This is a genomic window from Enterococcus sp. AZ067 (genome assembly GCF_051715005.1).
GTDB lineage: Bacteria > Bacillota > Bacilli > Lactobacillales > Enterococcaceae > Enterococcus_D > Enterococcus_D casseliflavus.
In genome coordinates, this window is sequence record NZ_JBIOSY010000001.1 from 3090967 (window position 1) to 3105861 (window position 14895).

Sequence of the window (14895 nt, forward strand, 5' to 3'; positions counted from 1 at the left end):
ATTCCTGTCAAGCGCTTTCAACGAATCTTTCATGGTTTTTCCTTCTCAAACTGCTGCTCCTACATTCTGCGTCTTTTCTTTATTCTTCAGCTTGCACAATATTAATTTGCACGGTAAACTAACACTAATCACATCTACGAAGAGGAGAACACATGATTATCAATAAAATGGGCATACGCGAACAAAATGAAGCGGCTGTATTGAAGACGATCATTGACAATGAAAATGTGTCACGAGCGGAAGTGTCAAATTTGACCCATCTCAATAAAGCGTCTGTTTCTCAAATAACCAAAAAACTGATCGACACGGACTTCGTGCGCGAAGTCGGCATTGGTGATTCCACTTCGATCGGTGGTCGCAAACCGATTCAATTGCAATTCAATCACCGTAGCAGCTTAGCTGTTACCTTTGACATCGGCTATAACTATGTTCGAGGGATGCTCTCTTATATCAATGGCGAGATGATCGCCTCTGCCGACCATTCCCATGAATTGATCACCAAAGAAAATGTACTAGCGACGATCGATTCCATGATGAAAGAGTTTTGGCCGCAAATGCCGCAAACCACTCATGGATTAGTAGGAATCTGTTTGGCGATCCACGGCATCGTTCACAATCAGACGGTCACCTTTGCCCCCTACTACGACTTGGAACACTTTGATTTGATCGCCCCTTTGAGCCAAAAATACAATACGGCAGTCTATATAGAAAACGAAGCCAATCTGACGGCTTTAGGCGAGTACTGTTTTTCTTCTGATTCCACGAATTTACTGAGCGTCAGCGTCCATAGTGGGATCGGTGTCGGAATCATCGTTGATGGGCAGTTACAAACCGGTACTCACGGCATGGCGGGGGAAGTTGGCCATTCTACGCTCTTTCCTCACGGCAACTTGTGCCCTTGCGGCAATCGAGGCTGCTTAGAGCAATATGCGTCGAACAAAGTCTTGTTTGACACCTACAGTCACTATACAAAAACAGCGTTCGTTAATTCGGATACCTTTGCACAAGCCTATCATGCCGGAGAAAAATCAGCAGTCGAATTGGCGCAACAAAATGTTGAGTTTCTTAGTATTGGGCTAAACAATGTCATCACTTTTTCTGATCCCGAAGAAGTCTATATCAACAGCTCGGTCTATCGCAAAATTCCTGATTTATTACTGGCGCTGCAACAAAAATTGACCAGCCAGTTCACCAAAAACACGAAGATCAAAAACAGTCGATTAGGCGATCAAGCCCCGCTGTTTGGCGGCAATGTTTTAGTGGCGAAACATTTCTTGAATATCAACGATTTGCGCTTTGCGGCACTTGATCTCTCCCGTGTGATCCATTAAATGAATGCTGGACTGAAGACTCAGTCCAGCGTTTTCTTTTGGTAAAAAGGTCTCGCTATCCTTTGATTCCGCCAGCCGTTACACCGCCCACGATGTATTTCGATAGAAACAGGTAAATCAGTAGCAAAGGAATAATACTTAATGAGATCCCTAGATACATACTGCCAAATTCAGTACGGTAAACATCCGTTTTCAGCAATTGGACCAGCATCGGCAACGTATACTTTTCCGTATCGTTGATCAAGATCAAGGGCATCAAGAAATTATTCCACGAGGTCACGAACGAGAAAATCGCCATGGTGGCTAAGCCCGGTTTCATCAAGGGCAACATGATGCGATGGAAAATTTTGATTTCGCCGGCTCCGTCCAAACGAGCAGAATCTGCCAAATCAGGATGATAGATCGTTTCTAAGTATTGCTTTAAGAAAAAAACGGTAGCAGGTGATGCGATCGCTGGTAAAATCAATGGCAGAAAATTATTTAAGAGCCCTAAGCGATTCATAAATTGATAAAAACCGATCATGCTAATTTGCTGAGGAATCATGATCAGCCCAAGAATGACAGCAAACAGGACTTTCTTGCCACGAAACTCATAGGCGATCACGCCATAAGCCGTTAACGCCGAAAAATATACATTGAGAACGGTAGCGCCAGCCGCAATCAAGAAACTATTTTTAAACCCATTGAAAACATTGAAGCCTCTGCCCATTAAGACGGACCAGTTGTATTGGAGATTACCGCCAGGCCACAAGGACAGCCCTTGCTGGATCTGTTCTGCTGAACGGGTCGCATTGACTAAGACGACCCAAAAGGGCAGAATACTTAAGATGGTCAGCAACACCAAAAAGACATAGATCAACAATCGTTTTGCTCGATAGCTATTTTCCATTTATTTTCGCCCCACTTTGCTGTTTTCTTTGAAAAATTGAAACAATAACGTGCTTAATACGATCGAAAGTACCAATAATAGCACCGACGCGGTTGCGGCAACGTTGAAATTCCGACTCCCGGTAAAGGCTTGGTTGTAGATAAACATCGTGATCGTTAAGACACTATTGTTGGGATTGCCGTTTGTCAGCAAAAAAGGGATGTCGAACATTTGCAAGCCGCCAATCAAAGACGTCACCAATGTATAAAGCAAGATTGGTTTTAACAAAGGCAGCGTGATCTTGCGGAAAATTTGACCATCATTGGCTCCATCGACCATTGCTGATTCAAAAAGAGCATCATCAATGCTCAAAATGCCCGAAACCAAAACGATCGTGGTCTGACCATACCACATCCAAAATTGGATGAAGGAAACGATCAGCCGAGTGCCCGTTTCACTACGGAAAAAGTCATAGGGCTGGTCCAAAACACCGAAATGCTGCAAGACTAGGTTGATCGGACCTAACGGAAAACTGAACAAAACGAAAAATAAGATTGCTACTGAAGCGGCAGTAATGATGTTGGGTAAGTAAAAAACGACTTTGAAGAAGCCTTTCCCTCGCAAGCGCAACTTGATATTGGTAAACCATGCCGCCAGCAACAGAGCCAAGCCAATTTGAGGGACAAAGTTTACGCCCCACAAAATAAAGGTATTGCTGATCGATTTTAAAAATAACGGGTTGCGAAAAATCGCAAAATAGTTATCCAGTCCGACAAGATTGGCAGCTGGATTCCACCCTTTTAGATCCGTAAAGCTTAGGTAAATCGTATAGAGAATTGGATAAAGCTGAAAAACCAAGAATGCTAGAAAAAATGGTGCGATAAATAATAGCCCATAGCGATGATACTGTTCAAATCTTCTCTTATTCTGCATCGTAATCCCCCTGATATTTATTTCTTCTACTGCCAACTTCTGCCTGTAAAGACAAGCCATTTGAGCAGCGCATAGTACCTAGAAAAGGTTGAAACCGCCCCCGTCTTCGGTGTCGGTTTCAACAACACCTAATCTACTTGAACATCTGGATAAGCATTGACGACCGCATCTTTAAAGTTTTGGATCGCCGTTTCCTGATCCACTTCACCTTTTGAATATGGTGTCAAACAACTATCCGTAAAGAGGGTTTCAATCGTCTGGTCATACTCGGTCAGAATTTTCGCGTTGATGTCTTGAACCATATCGGCAAATTCTGCATAGTGGTTTTGACCGCCTAAAAATTCCTCTTCATATTCGCCTTTAATTTCTTCAACGACTCGCTCATTCGATACAAAATCACCGGTATCTTCGGCCCATTGTTTTAAAAATGCTTGATCTGTGGTCAAGTAAGCCACCAATTGCGCAGCTTCTTCTTGCATCTCAGAATTTGCCGTAGCACCGATCCATGTGCCGCCCCAGAACCACGACGAAGGTCCTTGGATCATGCGCCAGTCGCCTTCTGTTGAGCTGGAGTTATCGGCAGCTGTCGCATTTGGTTTTAACCAATAGTGCAGTCCCCATGTCGGCAAACTATAACCGAATACATTGTCGCCATTCATTCCAGCAAACCAAGCTTCTGATTGTCCTTCTGTATCTTGTGTCAGGCCTTCTTCTACAAATTTTCGTGATACATCCAACAAGTCATACAAACTGTCGTCGATCACTAATTTGCCGTCTTCAACCCAGCCATGTTCGCGTTGACCATAAAAAGGCTTCGCCAAATCTTGAACACTAGAGATCATATAGGTAGTTCCACCACTTTTTTCTTTGACTGCTTTGGCTTGCTCATAGAACTTGTCATAGTCTGACAATGCCGCTTGCGCAGCCGCTGGATCATCGATTCCTAGCAGCTCTTCTGCCATCGATGCCCGGTAATAAAACCCGCCAGGAGCAGCTTGCCAAGCCAAGGCATGAAGAACCCCGTCTTTTGAAGTCCCTACGTCTTTGACATATTGATACGTATCTGCTGAGGCTTCATCAAGCCCCAGTGAACCAAGGTCTGCCATCATGCCTGATTCCACATATTTTTTGACAAAGGCAGATTCTAAAGCAATCACATCTGGTGCATCTTTGGAACCGAGAATCGGATCGAGCTTGGTCTCGAATTGGTCAGAAGGAATCTCCACGATCCGAATGTCATAGGCCAAGTCGTCATGCGCCGGCAAATAGTAATCATTGATCATCGTTGATAATTCTGAAGTAAAGGTCCAAACCACAAGTTCATCCTTGCCACTACTTCCCGTTGCGCTATTATCTGAGCTGCTGTTTCCAGAACCATTCCCGCAGCCACTAAGCATAAAAGCTGCTAAGCCCGCCAATGACACTGTTTGTAAGACCCGTTTCCAATTTTTCATCTTTCTTCCTCCTCGATTTTTTGATAGTCAAATGAATCAAAATCAGCCGCCAAACGATTGCCGGTCGTATCGATCGCAAACATCCCTACAAAAGCCCCTGTAAAGAACCCACCGTAATGTTCTGCTACATAGTCGTCAGACAATTGCAAGCTGTCAAATAGCTGATCGATGACCTGCCACTCTTTTTGATCAAACGAGTACGCGTATTGATAGTGGGCATAATGAACGATCGTTTTGAAGTAGACTGTTTGTACATCGGCTGGTATCACAACTTCGGGTGCTTTTTGAATCTTCAGTTGGCCCTTTTCGCTTGTCAATACAGTGATGATTCTGCCTTTCGTCTCATCATGAGTGATGTAGATCGCCGACCAGTTTTGTGTATTGTAGTAATTCGTCATGCCTGCTAACTGTAGAAACGAGGTCGGTGAAAATTCGACGGCAGTCGTTGCTTCGAAACGAAAATCGCTCCATCTTCTTGCCACCAGTGCTTGATGGAACAAGGAATTGAACGACTCTCGCCCATACAAGCGCAAGTACCCTGGTCGTGCGGTCAAACTACCGATTTCCTCAGAAAAAGGAATCCGCAAGGTTTGAAACACTGGTGCCAACGACGCCTCTTCAAAATCATCAAAGCCTGATTCTGTTTCCCACGGATGTTCGGGCAGCTGTGGCTGTGGGACTTCCTCTTTTGGAAAGTTTCCGCCTGTGATATACGGCCAATCATTTTCCCAATAAACAGACTGGATCGCTGTTTCTCGTCCGAGCGGGCAATAGCCGCGATTTTCTAAGAGGGGCGTTTCGGGATACTTCAGCGCTCGCCCTGTTAAGTGAACAAAATACCATTCATCGGTCTGCGTTTTCACAAATGAACCATGGCCAGCTTTTTGTAGCAGGATCTCTGGCTGTCCCCAGGAACTGATCAGAGGGTTTTGAGGATGAACTTCATAAGGCCCTTCGATGTGCGTCCCACGAGCGATGGTACTTGCATGTTCAAACTGGGTGCCACCTTCTGCCGTTAATAAATAATAATAGCCGTTCACTTTATACATGACCGGTGCTTCAGTCAATTTGCGCTCTGTTCCGTTGAAGATAATTTTGGGCTGCCCCACCAATTTCTTGGCTTGCCAATCAAACTCTTGGAGAGCGATCCCATAAAAGGAATGGTTTGTCGGGCGATAATCCCATACCATGTTCAGAAAATATTTTTTGCCGTCATCGTCATGAAATAACGAGGGATCGAAACCAGAAGAGTTCATATAGATTGGTTCTGACCAATCCCCATCAATGGTTTCACAGGTGATCAAATAATTGTTCACATCTTTCCAGCTATTGGATTGTGTTTTGACATCTGAATAAATCAACCAAAAACGACCATCACTGTAACTTAAGTTTGGCGCCCAAACGCCCCCAGAATCAGGATTTCCCAGCATATTCAACTGACTGACACGATTGACTGGTGTACTGATCAAGCGCCAGTTCTTCAAATCCTTTGAATGGAAGATGCGCACACCTGGAAACCATTCAAAGGTCGACGTAGCAATGTAATAATCTTCTCCTGCACGACAAATACTCGGGTCTGGATGAAAGCCTGTTAGTATTGGATTGGTAATCAAAAAAAATTCCTCCTCTTTCCCTTTTTGGCATTTTGTGATTCAACTGAGAGTCAATAGGAATGAGCATCTTTCAGTTAGTAAGTTTTCTTTACTAATATACCTAACTAAAAAAAGAAACTTGTTACTGCAGTCCATTTTAAAAATATTCACTAATCATTGTTCTATTTACTTTCTTCAGCTGAACTGTCATAATTATAAAATGAAATCGCTATCATTCACAGGACGATTTCCACACATCGATAGACAAAAAATGGAGGAAAGATTGCGTGACCATTTTAGAAGAATATCATTTTGGCGAATACCTAGGCGTTTCCAGTTACCATCCCTACTCGCTTAATTACATGGAACATTTTCATCGTTCCTTTGAATTGCTTTTTTGTAGTGACGGCGAAGCGGTTGTCAAAATCGAAGAAAGTCCCTATGTCCTTACAACTGGCCAAGTGTTATTAGTCATGCCTTACCAGACCCATGCCATCGAAACCCCTAAGGAATCACAACTGCATATTCTGGTTTTTTCGCCGGAGTTTATTCCAGATTTTTATGCTAAAACCAAAGATTTCGCTTTGTCAGATCCCGTTATCACCATTGATCCGTCTGTCGCAAATCAGCTGTATTATCCTTTATTTGAAACGGATTCCCTCTATTTACGAAAATCGGCACTGTATCAAGTCCTTTACCTTTTTGAGCACCAAACGACTTTACTACCAGCCAAAAACCAAGAGGATATCCTGATCCAGCTGCTTGCCTATATCGAGTCATACTTCAAAGAAGAGCTGACGCTCGAAAAACTAAGCAGCAGTATCGGTTATAGTAGCGTCTACGTTTCCAGAATGATCACTGAGAAATTGAAAAGCACCTTTCCTCGGCTTTTGAATCAAGCAAGAATTCGCCATGCCTCTTTTTTGCTGACCCATAGTCTCTTGCCGATTACGGAAGTAGCAGAACAGGCTGGCTTTCAAAATGTACGAACCTTCAATCGAAATTTCAAAGCATTGACCTCACTGACTCCGAAAGAATACCGCTTAACACACAATGCTCATTTTTCATTGCTGAAGGAATAGCAAAACAAAAAAGCAGCTTCACTTACCTATAAAGTGAGCTGCTACAATCTTACTCGTTTTTCTAGTCAGCCTTTTGCCACGTTCCCAGAAAGTAGTGAAAAACGTTCTAACGCTCCCCTTCTTCATAGAGACATGAGCAGGAAAAAACCAATTGCCAAAATCAACCTTTGTTGTTTTACCGATTCCGCAACGCTATGCCTGATTTACAACACCGTATGTTCTTGCTTAATGCCGTTTGCTTTATCAAAGCTTCTTGGAATATCGATCAAGGCCAAGAAAAATGATTCACGACTAGCCAGTCTTTGACTTCCGTCAGATCAGAAAAAGTTTTCACCTGTGCAGCTACTTCTTGCTCAAGTTTTGGCTGTTTAAGCAAAGGATACTTCCCATTTTTCTTGACTGGCAAAGCACTCAAATCATCCGCAATCAGAAAAGCTGGGATCTCGGCTTGTTTTGCGGCTTTTATGCCAGCTAGAGAATCTTCTAATACCAAGGCTTCTTCAGGCTTTACGCCTAATTGTTGGCAAGCTGTTAGAAAGATTTCTGGATCAGGTTTGCCCTTTCGCACTTGATCCCCAGAAACCACCGTATCAAACCAATCTGGCATCTGTTCCATTTCAAAGTACGCCTTGATTTTTTCTTTCGATGAAGAGGATGCCACGGCTATCAAGCAATCTTGTTTTTTTAATGCTTCCAACAGTTCAAGAAGGCCGAGCTTTTTGAATACCCGTTTTTCTTCAGCTAAAATCACTTCTTTCTGACGATTCATCGCTTCTCGCCATCGATCCGTTGGTACTTGATTGCCATAAAGATCCTGCATCCCTTTACGAATATCTGCTTCCGTTCTGCCAGTCAGGTAATAATAAACTTCTTGGCAAACTTCAAAATCATATTCCTCCGCGGCTCTTAAATAAGCGCGGTAAGCTAGACGACCTGTTTCAAACATCAAACCGTCCATATCAAAAATCACCAGTTTTATCTTTTTCATCCTATAGCCTCCTTTACTTTTCTGCGAATAAAAAAGCAATGGTACCAAAATCTTTTGGCACCCATTGCTTCACCTTGTTTATTTACAGCTGACTGCTCAACTTAGCAATGATTTTACATGCGCCAAATGGCTGTCAGCCTTTTCCCGACCTTCTTTTACTAGTGATTCTGAAAGAATGAAGGAGCCGCCAACTGCTAGCACTTGCGGATCAGATAAATAGTCTTGCATATTTTCGAGGTTGATTCCGCCAGTTGGGACAAATCGAATATCATAAAATGGACCGCTGAGGGCTTTGATCGCCGGCAAGCCCCCGTAGATATCCGCGGGGAAAAATTTCACAACTGATAAGCCATAAGCCGCTGCTCGTTGAATGTCATTTGGGGTAGCTGTTCCTGGAAACACTGGAATGTTTTCGGCAAGACAAAATTCCACCACATCAGGTACAAGAGCAGGGGAAACAATAAAGCGCGCCCCTTTCTCAACTGCTGCTTTCGCTTGTTCTAAGGTGCGCACCGTGCCTGCGCCTACGATCAATTTACCTGATTGAGAGAGTTTTTCAATTGCTGCTAAAGCAAGGTCACTGCGGAAGGTCACTTCAATAAAGGGTAGTTCATGTTCGATCAACAGTGATTCTACTACTGGCAAATAGGTAAGATTTGTTGCAGTGTAAAGAGGCAATACTCTTGTTTTTGCCAATTGTTCATCGAGTGTCATACACTCTTTCCTCCCTTCGTTTCCTTCGATTGCATTTGCTCTTTCAAGACGGCTTCATGCAGCCCTTGAAGATAACTGATCCCAATCGCGCGATCATACAGACCATAGCCTGGCATCGCCACTTCCCCCCAGATCGTCCGCCCGTGATCTGGACGGATGACGCCATCAAAACCGACCTCAACCAAGGCTTTCATGATGGCATACATATCTAATGATCCTTCGGTGGACAGATGGGCGGACTCTTTAAATTTACGTTCTCCCATAAACAACACATTGCGGAAATGAACAAAGTTGATGCGTCCTTTTAAGGCATGAACGATCTCCACCATGTCGTTTTCTGGATCGGCACCTAACGAACCGGTGCACAACGTTACCCCATTATAGGGCGAATCCACGATGGCCATGATTTTTTTCAAGTCCTCTAAATTTTTGGTGATTCGTGGCAAGCCAAAAATTTCCCAAGGTGGATCGTCGGGATGGATCGCCATTTTCACATCTACTTCTTCACACACAGGAATGATCCGCTTTAAGAAATAGCTTAAGTTATCAAAGAGGCTCTCTTGAGTGACCCCTTCATAAGTTGCCATCAAACGCTGGAACTTTTTCAGTCGTTCTTCTTCCCAACCTGGCAATTTAAAGCCTTTTGATTGGCTATGGATCAGCGCATACATCTCACTAGGTTCCATATCATCCACAACGGCTTGATCATAGAGCAAGGAGAAGCTGCCATCCTCGTTTTGATAAAATAGATTTGTTTTGGCCCAGCCGAAGATTGGTTTGAAGCTATAGCAGATCATATGTACATCACAAGCTGCTAAATTCCGAATCGTTTGAATATATTGATCGATGTAGTGATCCCGTTCCTCTGTTCCAGCTTTGATCGCATCGTGGATCGCCACACTCTCAATCCCTAATAGCGAAAGATGCTCTTTTTCAATTGATGCTTTTAGTGCGTTGATTTCGGAAATCTCCCAGACATCTCCGGGCATTTTATTCAGAAGTGTTCCTACAATGCCGTGCATTCCTGGAATTTGTCGAATATTCGTTAACGGGATCGTATCCCCTTCCCCGTACCATCGAAACCCCCATTGCATTTGCTGTCATCCTTTCGTTTTTAAAAATCATCGTCCTCATCAGTTTCTTCGCTACTATCACCTGCTGAAGAATTGTGCCAAAGCGCTACACTATTTTCTCCTTGCTGGATCACTGCTGCCACCGCCTGTTCAATCGGTGTTGCCAAAAATTGGTGATTGATCGCTTCTAATACCATCGGCAGATTCACTCCGCCGATCACATACGTCTTTTCCTGAAGAGATTCTTCTAATTGATTGATCGTTACAACCGACTGATTGTAGGGACTCGCACTCAATAGATCAGCAAACACCACTACACCGTCCCCTTGATCTGTTTCGTGGATCGCTTCATGGATTTTGTTTCCCAGAAGTTGAATATCCTCTCCGTGGTTCAAATTAACGACCGCAATATTTTCGACACTGCCCATGATCACCTCTGCAGCATCTTTAAAACCAGTACTCAGCTGTCCGTGAGTTGCCAATACGATTCCTAACAAATGTTGTTCCTCCTTTTTCGCTTCCTAACCAAATAACGCAAGGACTTTTTGCATATTCCTACTATTCAGCTCTTTTTGCTTTAATTGTTTTCTAGGCAACACATACCTCTGATCCTGCTGCTTTTCTGCACAAAACAGATAGTTGATGCTGCCCATCGCTTCACTACTGTGTTCGATCGCCAGCTGCTGCAGTTGCCCTTCATTGAATTGCTTGCCGATAGCTCGAACCGGAGCATCGGCGCCGATAGAATCTAAATAATAAATCTTCGCATTCGGCCCTACTGAATCACGTAACACTTCCAACCCGCGTTCTCCGTAACTTCCTTCATCAAGAAATGCGAAGGCCGTCGTTGTTTGACTGTTTTGACTGATCAGTGACAGTAGCGCTAAGATAGAGGAGGTATTGCGGGTTAGATTTTGCTGAAATCCTGCCCCGTGGCTTACGCGATTTAATAGCAGAAAATAAATACCGACCCCTGAAGCAAAAAGCGCTGTTTGCCAAGACAATAAGGGAAATCTCCCTGAGGCAAAGTGGATATAAAGCCAAGTCCCCAACAACCCTAAAAGAATCATCACTGCTGAAGCAGTCAGAATAAATTGATTTGTTTTACGGCCTTGCTCCTGCCGATCAAAAAAATGGTAATCGCCGAAATGCTCTGGCGGTGTATCATAATATGTGCAGATGATCCGTTTTGCTTTGGTCAGATCACCAACATACAAATTGCGTGAGGCGTTTTTTTTCGTGTGATCATACTCGATCACCTGAAGGTCTTTGCGAAATGGAATGATATCCGCGATGAGTGCCTTCAAAAATATTTGTTTGCTTTTATCCGTGGAACGCGATCGGTAGACATACCGATAACGAAAAAGCCAATCACGAAATGTTTCTGTTTGATTCATGGCGAATTCTCCTATTCACAAATTACTGACAAGGAAGGAGGAACTCTATTTTTATAAAATCCTCCGCCTTCCTCTTCAACAGATGACGAACGCGCTCAATGATTACAAATTGAACTGCTTCAACACATCTTTAAGCGTTGATTTCGGTGCAGAAGGTGTTGCTTGAAAATAGATTGATTCCACACCGTACGCTTCGTTCATTTCTTTGAGTTTTTGCGCATCCGCTTGATTTAAATAAACAGATTTCGTTACCAAGAGATCTTTCTCGGGATCTTTTTGGGCGATACCGCCTATGTTCAATTCTTTCATTGGCACGCCGTGTTTGACTAAGTCGTACATCACACTGACGGTTTTAGCGATCAAAATACAGTTGTAATCTTTGAAGTTGTATTCATCCCAGTAAAATTTGGCTTTTTCTGGTGTAACGACGATCGTTTTTTGCCCTGTGCGGCTACCGGCATTTTTGTATAATTCCCGCATGAACTTATCCTTAGCTACTACCTCATCCACTACAAAAATCGAGTTGACTCCGCTTTTTTGTGACAAGGTCATCATGACCTGCCCATGGATCAATCGTTCATCTACTCGTGCTAAATTTACTACACCCATTTTTTCCACTTCCTTTTCTTATAAAATACCGACACCGGCTAAAATAATCAGAATCAAGGTCAGCCATAGTAATGCTTGCGTGACTTTTAATCCTTTCTTTGTATAGAACCAGTAGACGCCCATTACAACTGCTAACGGCAAAATCCCTGGTACAATCTGATCAAGGATATCTTGGATAATAAATTCTCGTCCAGAAATATCAAACTGTAGCGAAGAACTGACTTTGACATAGTTTCCAGCCAGAACCCCCATCATAAATAAACCGAGAACCGACAGTGTTTCAATTGCGGTTTGGACGCCTGTACTCTGCATCAAACCAGTTGCATTGCGTCCCATCGAAAATGCTTGACGGGCGAAAAACATTCCTAGAGAAACTTGATACAGTGCAAAGCAAATGAATGGGAACAACGCACCTAGTGGACTTCCTTGCTGTGCCCAAGGAACAGCAATCGCAATAAAGATATATTGAACGGTTCCTGAGTCGATGGCATCTCCGATTCCTGCTAAAGCACCCATCAAACCAGCTTTCGTGTTGTACATTAGATCATCTTGCATCAAAATCTCTTTTTTCTCATGCTCTTCCTCGGCCCGCTGTTGTTCCATTGATGACATCAGCCCAGTGATGACTCCGCCCCCCCAACTCAGCTGGGTATTGAAAAACAGCAGTTGGCGTTTATAGGCAGCTTTCAGTGCCTCATCGTCTTTGTAAAGTTTGCGCAAAATCGGCATCATGGCGTATAAAAGCGAGGGTGATAAATACCGTTCAAATGAATGCGGGATCTCATTGGCGAAATGCCATCTTAGGTATGCTTTTGTGACATCTTTCTTCGTGATTTCTTCTGGTGCGCCTTGCGCTTTTTGAATTGTTTCGGTCATTACTGCTCCTCCTTATCGATTAGAACCCGTCATCATAGTCATCGTCATCATCAAAGGATGGTGATGCTGTATTCGTTTCTGGGGCTGGGACCAATTTTCCTTTTTGTGACTGAACAAAAATCAACGCGATCAAAATGCCAAAAATCGCATAGGTGACCATGGTAATTTCCAGCGAACTGAAAACTACACTCATGAAATAGGCCAAGAAGAAAAAGACCATATAATCTTTTCGACCGATCACATAGACGGTAGTTGCAATCCCAATCGCTGCCAATCCGCCGCCGACTACTTCTAAAATATGAATAACGACTGTCCCCTCAAGAGCATTGATGACATCAGCAATCAGTGGAGCGCCTAAATAAAGTGCAATAAATACCAGCGGAACAAATAAAATAAATGAAGCCAGCGTTGGGTATAAAATAATTGAACGCGTCATTGCCTTGGCATTAAGATCTTCTACTGCTTTATCCGTATACTTTCCTAAGAAGGTATTGATAAAGAAACGGAACTGATACAAATAACTCCCTAGCAACCCAACAGGAACGGCAACAGCAATCGCTGCTTCTGGTTGCAGATTTCCTAGCAAAGCTACCGGTACGGCAATCGCCGCAGCAATTGAAGGTTCCGCTGGCATGGATCCGCCAGGAGAAAATACCCCCATGTAAATCATTTGTAAAGCGGCAGTAACGATCATGGCTTGAGCCACATTTCCCATCACCAGTCCGACAACTAATCCCGTCATCAATGGTGAAAAACGTAAAGTCAGTGTGGCGCCTCCGCCGAGCCAACGAGACATGACTGCTGCAACCCATAGCGCAATCAGTAAACTTTGTGTAACACTTAATGTATCCATTTTTCCTCCTCCTAAACTTCTTTCAAATAGTTTTCTAAATCAAGAACAGCTTCTTTCAAGCGTTCTTTGGTGATTAAGACTGGAATCAAGTGTACTTTTTCTTTCGAATCTATGAACTGCACCAACTGATCGATGACTTGTGCATCTTCAGGAAAAATACCCATTTGATGTAAACTCATTGGTAAGTGCAATTCTTGATAAAAGGGGATCAACTGATCGATGACCGTCCATTTTTCTTCAAGGGCTAATTGATAAAACATCCCATAGGCAACCTTTTCCCCGTGAAGAAAACGATGACTTTCAGGCAGATATTTACTGATGGCATCATGCATCGCATGCGCCGCTGCATTGCGGGCATATTTATCGCCTAGCCCGCCTACCATTCCAGCAACTGCAATAACGATCTCCGACAAGTGACAAAAGGCGTCTGTCACTTCCTGCCGCTTCATATCTTCAATCGCTTGTTTCGATTGTGTCAAAATAGCTGTTTCGCATAATTTTGCTGTATAGCCTGCCATTTGCAAGAAGGGCTCATTTTTCAAATGTGGTTGGGCTAAGATTGCTTCCGATTCAATCCACTTTGCCAACGTATCTGCTAAACCGGCGATGAAGTAGGAGACTGGTGCATCGATCACTAACGTCGGATCGGTAATCAAAAAAGCAGCCTGTCTTAAATAGTGTTCCGACTTTCCTTCAGATTCTCCCGACTCTTTATACATGACAGACAAGGGTGTCCATGGTGCACAATTACTGGCCAATGTTGGGATCAGTCCAAAGGGTCGATTGACTACATGTGCTGCATATCCCACTAAATCGGCTAACTTCCCGCCGCCAACCCCCAGAATAAAATCGATCGCCAGTTCTTCAACAAGATCAGCAATCAGCCCAGCGCCATAATAGCTGCATTCTCCCGTGTAGCGATGATAAAAAATTTCCAAATGCGCATCTTCTAAAAAGAGTAATTTTGGTTTTGCTTTTTCCCATGAAACCGTTCCATGTACGAGCAGCAGTCGTTTTACTTTGTACTCTTTTAATACTTCCGGCACATAGTCGATCGCGCCTTCATGGTAACGATAAACTTGCGGTCCAACCTTTACTTTTAAATCCGTTAGCACGAGTTTCACT

15 protein-coding genes are annotated in these 14895 nt (G+C 43.5%); 2 read left to right on the plus strand and 13 right to left on the minus strand.

Annotated features, from left to right (window positions below):
- The first annotated feature begins 152 nt into the window (after positions 1-152).
- The gene (locus IGI82_RS14665; protein ID WP_016612770.1) at positions 153-1331 is read left to right on the plus strand and encodes an ROK family protein; all 1179 of its coding nucleotides are present in this window, start codon (positions 153-155) and stop codon (positions 1329-1331) included.
- Between the two features lie 55 nt (positions 1332-1386).
- Here the strand turns inward: IGI82_RS14665 and IGI82_RS14670 are convergent, their stop codons facing one another.
- The 4 genes from IGI82_RS14670 to IGI82_RS14685 all read right to left on the minus strand — a co-directional run bounded on the left by IGI82_RS14670 (position 1387) and on the right by IGI82_RS14685 (position 6199).
- Entirely contained in the window at positions 1387-2220 is an 834-nt protein-coding gene (locus IGI82_RS14670; RefSeq protein ID WP_005228444.1) for a carbohydrate ABC transporter permease, read from the minus strand.
- Positions 2221-3132: a carbohydrate ABC transporter permease gene (locus IGI82_RS14675; RefSeq protein WP_034858631.1), complete on the minus strand. Its 912-nt coding sequence runs from the start codon at positions 3130-3132 to the stop codon at positions 2221-2223.
- 128 nt (positions 3133-3260) lie between these two features.
- Entirely contained in the window at positions 3261-4586 is a 1326-nt protein-coding gene (locus tag IGI82_RS14680) for an ABC transporter substrate-binding protein (RefSeq protein WP_008380593.1), read from the minus strand.
- Positions 4583-6199 (minus strand): glycoside hydrolase family 43 protein, encoded by a 1617-nt coding sequence (locus IGI82_RS14685; protein WP_438842403.1) that lies wholly within the window; start codon positions 6197-6199, stop codon positions 4583-4585. The genes IGI82_RS14680 and IGI82_RS14685 overlap by 4 nt, the downstream gene beginning before the upstream one ends.
- Before the next feature lie 266 nt (positions 6200-6465).
- Between IGI82_RS14685 and IGI82_RS14690 the strand changes: the two genes are divergently transcribed.
- On the plus strand, positions 6466-7260 hold the full coding sequence (locus IGI82_RS14690) for an AraC family transcriptional regulator (protein ID WP_438842404.1): 795 nt from the start codon (positions 6466-6468) through the stop codon (positions 7258-7260).
- A 265-nt stretch (positions 7261-7525) separates the two neighbouring features.
- On the opposite strand, the gene IGI82_RS14695 is transcribed toward IGI82_RS14690, so the two are convergent.
- From IGI82_RS14695 to IGI82_RS14735, 9 genes are all read right to left on the minus strand, one after another.
- Complete coding sequence (locus IGI82_RS14695; RefSeq protein ID WP_438842405.1) at positions 7526-8248, minus strand: HAD family hydrolase; 723 nt, start codon at positions 8246-8248, stop codon at positions 7526-7528.
- 96 nt (positions 8249-8344) lie between these two features.
- Positions 8345-8962: a bifunctional 4-hydroxy-2-oxoglutarate aldolase/2-dehydro-3-deoxy-phosphogluconate aldolase gene (locus tag IGI82_RS14700; RefSeq protein ID WP_213356915.1), complete on the minus strand. Its 618-nt coding sequence runs from the start codon at positions 8960-8962 to the stop codon at positions 8345-8347.
- A complete protein-coding gene (gene uxuA, locus IGI82_RS14705) occupies positions 8959-10056 on the minus strand; it encodes a mannonate dehydratase (protein ID WP_438842406.1) in 1098 nt (365 codons plus the stop codon). The genes IGI82_RS14700 and uxuA overlap by 4 nt, the downstream gene beginning before the upstream one ends.
- A 20-nt stretch (positions 10057-10076) precedes the next feature.
- The gene (locus IGI82_RS14710) at positions 10077-10532 is read right to left on the minus strand and encodes a PTS sugar transporter subunit IIA (protein ID WP_289229944.1); all 456 of its coding nucleotides are present in this window, start codon (positions 10530-10532) and stop codon (positions 10077-10079) included.
- A gap of 24 nt (positions 10533-10556) precedes the next feature.
- Positions 10557-11432 (minus strand): hypothetical protein, encoded by an 876-nt coding sequence (locus tag IGI82_RS14715; protein ID WP_438842407.1) that lies wholly within the window; start codon positions 11430-11432, stop codon positions 10557-10559.
- A 102-nt stretch (positions 11433-11534) separates the two neighbouring features.
- Complete coding sequence (locus tag IGI82_RS14720) at positions 11535-12041, minus strand: PTS system mannose/fructose/N-acetylgalactosamine-transporter subunit IIB (RefSeq protein ID WP_005228434.1); 507 nt, start codon at positions 12039-12041, stop codon at positions 11535-11537.
- An 18-nt stretch (positions 12042-12059) separates the two neighbouring features.
- Entirely contained in the window at positions 12060-12917 is an 858-nt protein-coding gene (locus IGI82_RS14725; RefSeq protein ID WP_074535421.1) for a PTS system mannose/fructose/sorbose family transporter subunit IID, read from the minus strand.
- Between the two features lie 19 nt (positions 12918-12936).
- Positions 12937-13770, minus strand: coding sequence for a PTS mannose/fructose/sorbose/N-acetylgalactosamine transporter subunit IIC (locus IGI82_RS14730; RefSeq protein ID WP_005228432.1), 834 nt, complete (start codon positions 13768-13770; stop codon positions 12937-12939).
- Between the two features lie 11 nt (positions 13771-13781).
- A complete protein-coding gene (locus IGI82_RS14735) occupies positions 13782-14885 on the minus strand; it encodes an iron-containing alcohol dehydrogenase family protein (protein WP_005228431.1) in 1104 nt (367 codons plus the stop codon).
- Positions 14886-14895 lie beyond the last annotated feature (10 nt).

Excerpts from the sequence above, each read along its gene's own strand:
- IGI82_RS14730 (WP_005228432.1), bottom strand. The coding sequence starts at position 13,770 with ATGGATACATTAAGTGTTACACAAAGTTTACTGATTGCGCTATGGGTT.
- IGI82_RS14665 (WP_016612770.1), top strand. The coding sequence starts at position 153 with ATGATTATCAATAAAATGGGCATACGCGAACAAAATGAAGCGGCTGTA.
- IGI82_RS14725 (WP_074535421.1), bottom strand. The coding sequence starts at position 12,917 with ATGACCGAAACAATTCAAAAAGCGCAAGGCGCACCAGAAGAAATCACG.
- IGI82_RS14675 (WP_034858631.1), bottom strand. The coding sequence starts at position 3,132 with ATGCAGAATAAGAGAAGATTTGAACAGTATCATCGCTATGGGCTATTA.
- uxuA (WP_438842406.1), bottom strand. The coding sequence starts at position 10,056 with ATGCAATGGGGGTTTCGATGGTACGGGGAAGGGGATACGATCCCGTTA.
- IGI82_RS14680 (WP_008380593.1), bottom strand. The coding sequence starts at position 4,586 with ATGAAAAATTGGAAACGGGTCTTACAAACAGTGTCATTGGCGGGCTTA.
- IGI82_RS14700 (WP_213356915.1), bottom strand. The coding sequence starts at position 8,962 with ATGACACTCGATGAACAATTGGCAAAAACAAGAGTATTGCCTCTTTAC.
- IGI82_RS14715 (WP_438842407.1), bottom strand. The coding sequence starts at position 11,432 with ATGAATCAAACAGAAACATTTCGTGATTGGCTTTTTCGTTATCGGTAT.
- IGI82_RS14670 (WP_005228444.1), bottom strand. The coding sequence starts at position 2,220 with ATGGAAAATAGCTATCGAGCAAAACGATTGTTGATCTATGTCTTTTTG.
- IGI82_RS14720 (WP_005228434.1), bottom strand. The coding sequence starts at position 12,041 with ATGGGTGTAGTAAATTTAGCACGAGTAGATGAACGATTGATCCATGGG.
- IGI82_RS14695 (WP_438842405.1), bottom strand. The coding sequence starts at position 8,248 with ATGAAAAAGATAAAACTGGTGATTTTTGATATGGACGGTTTGATGTTT.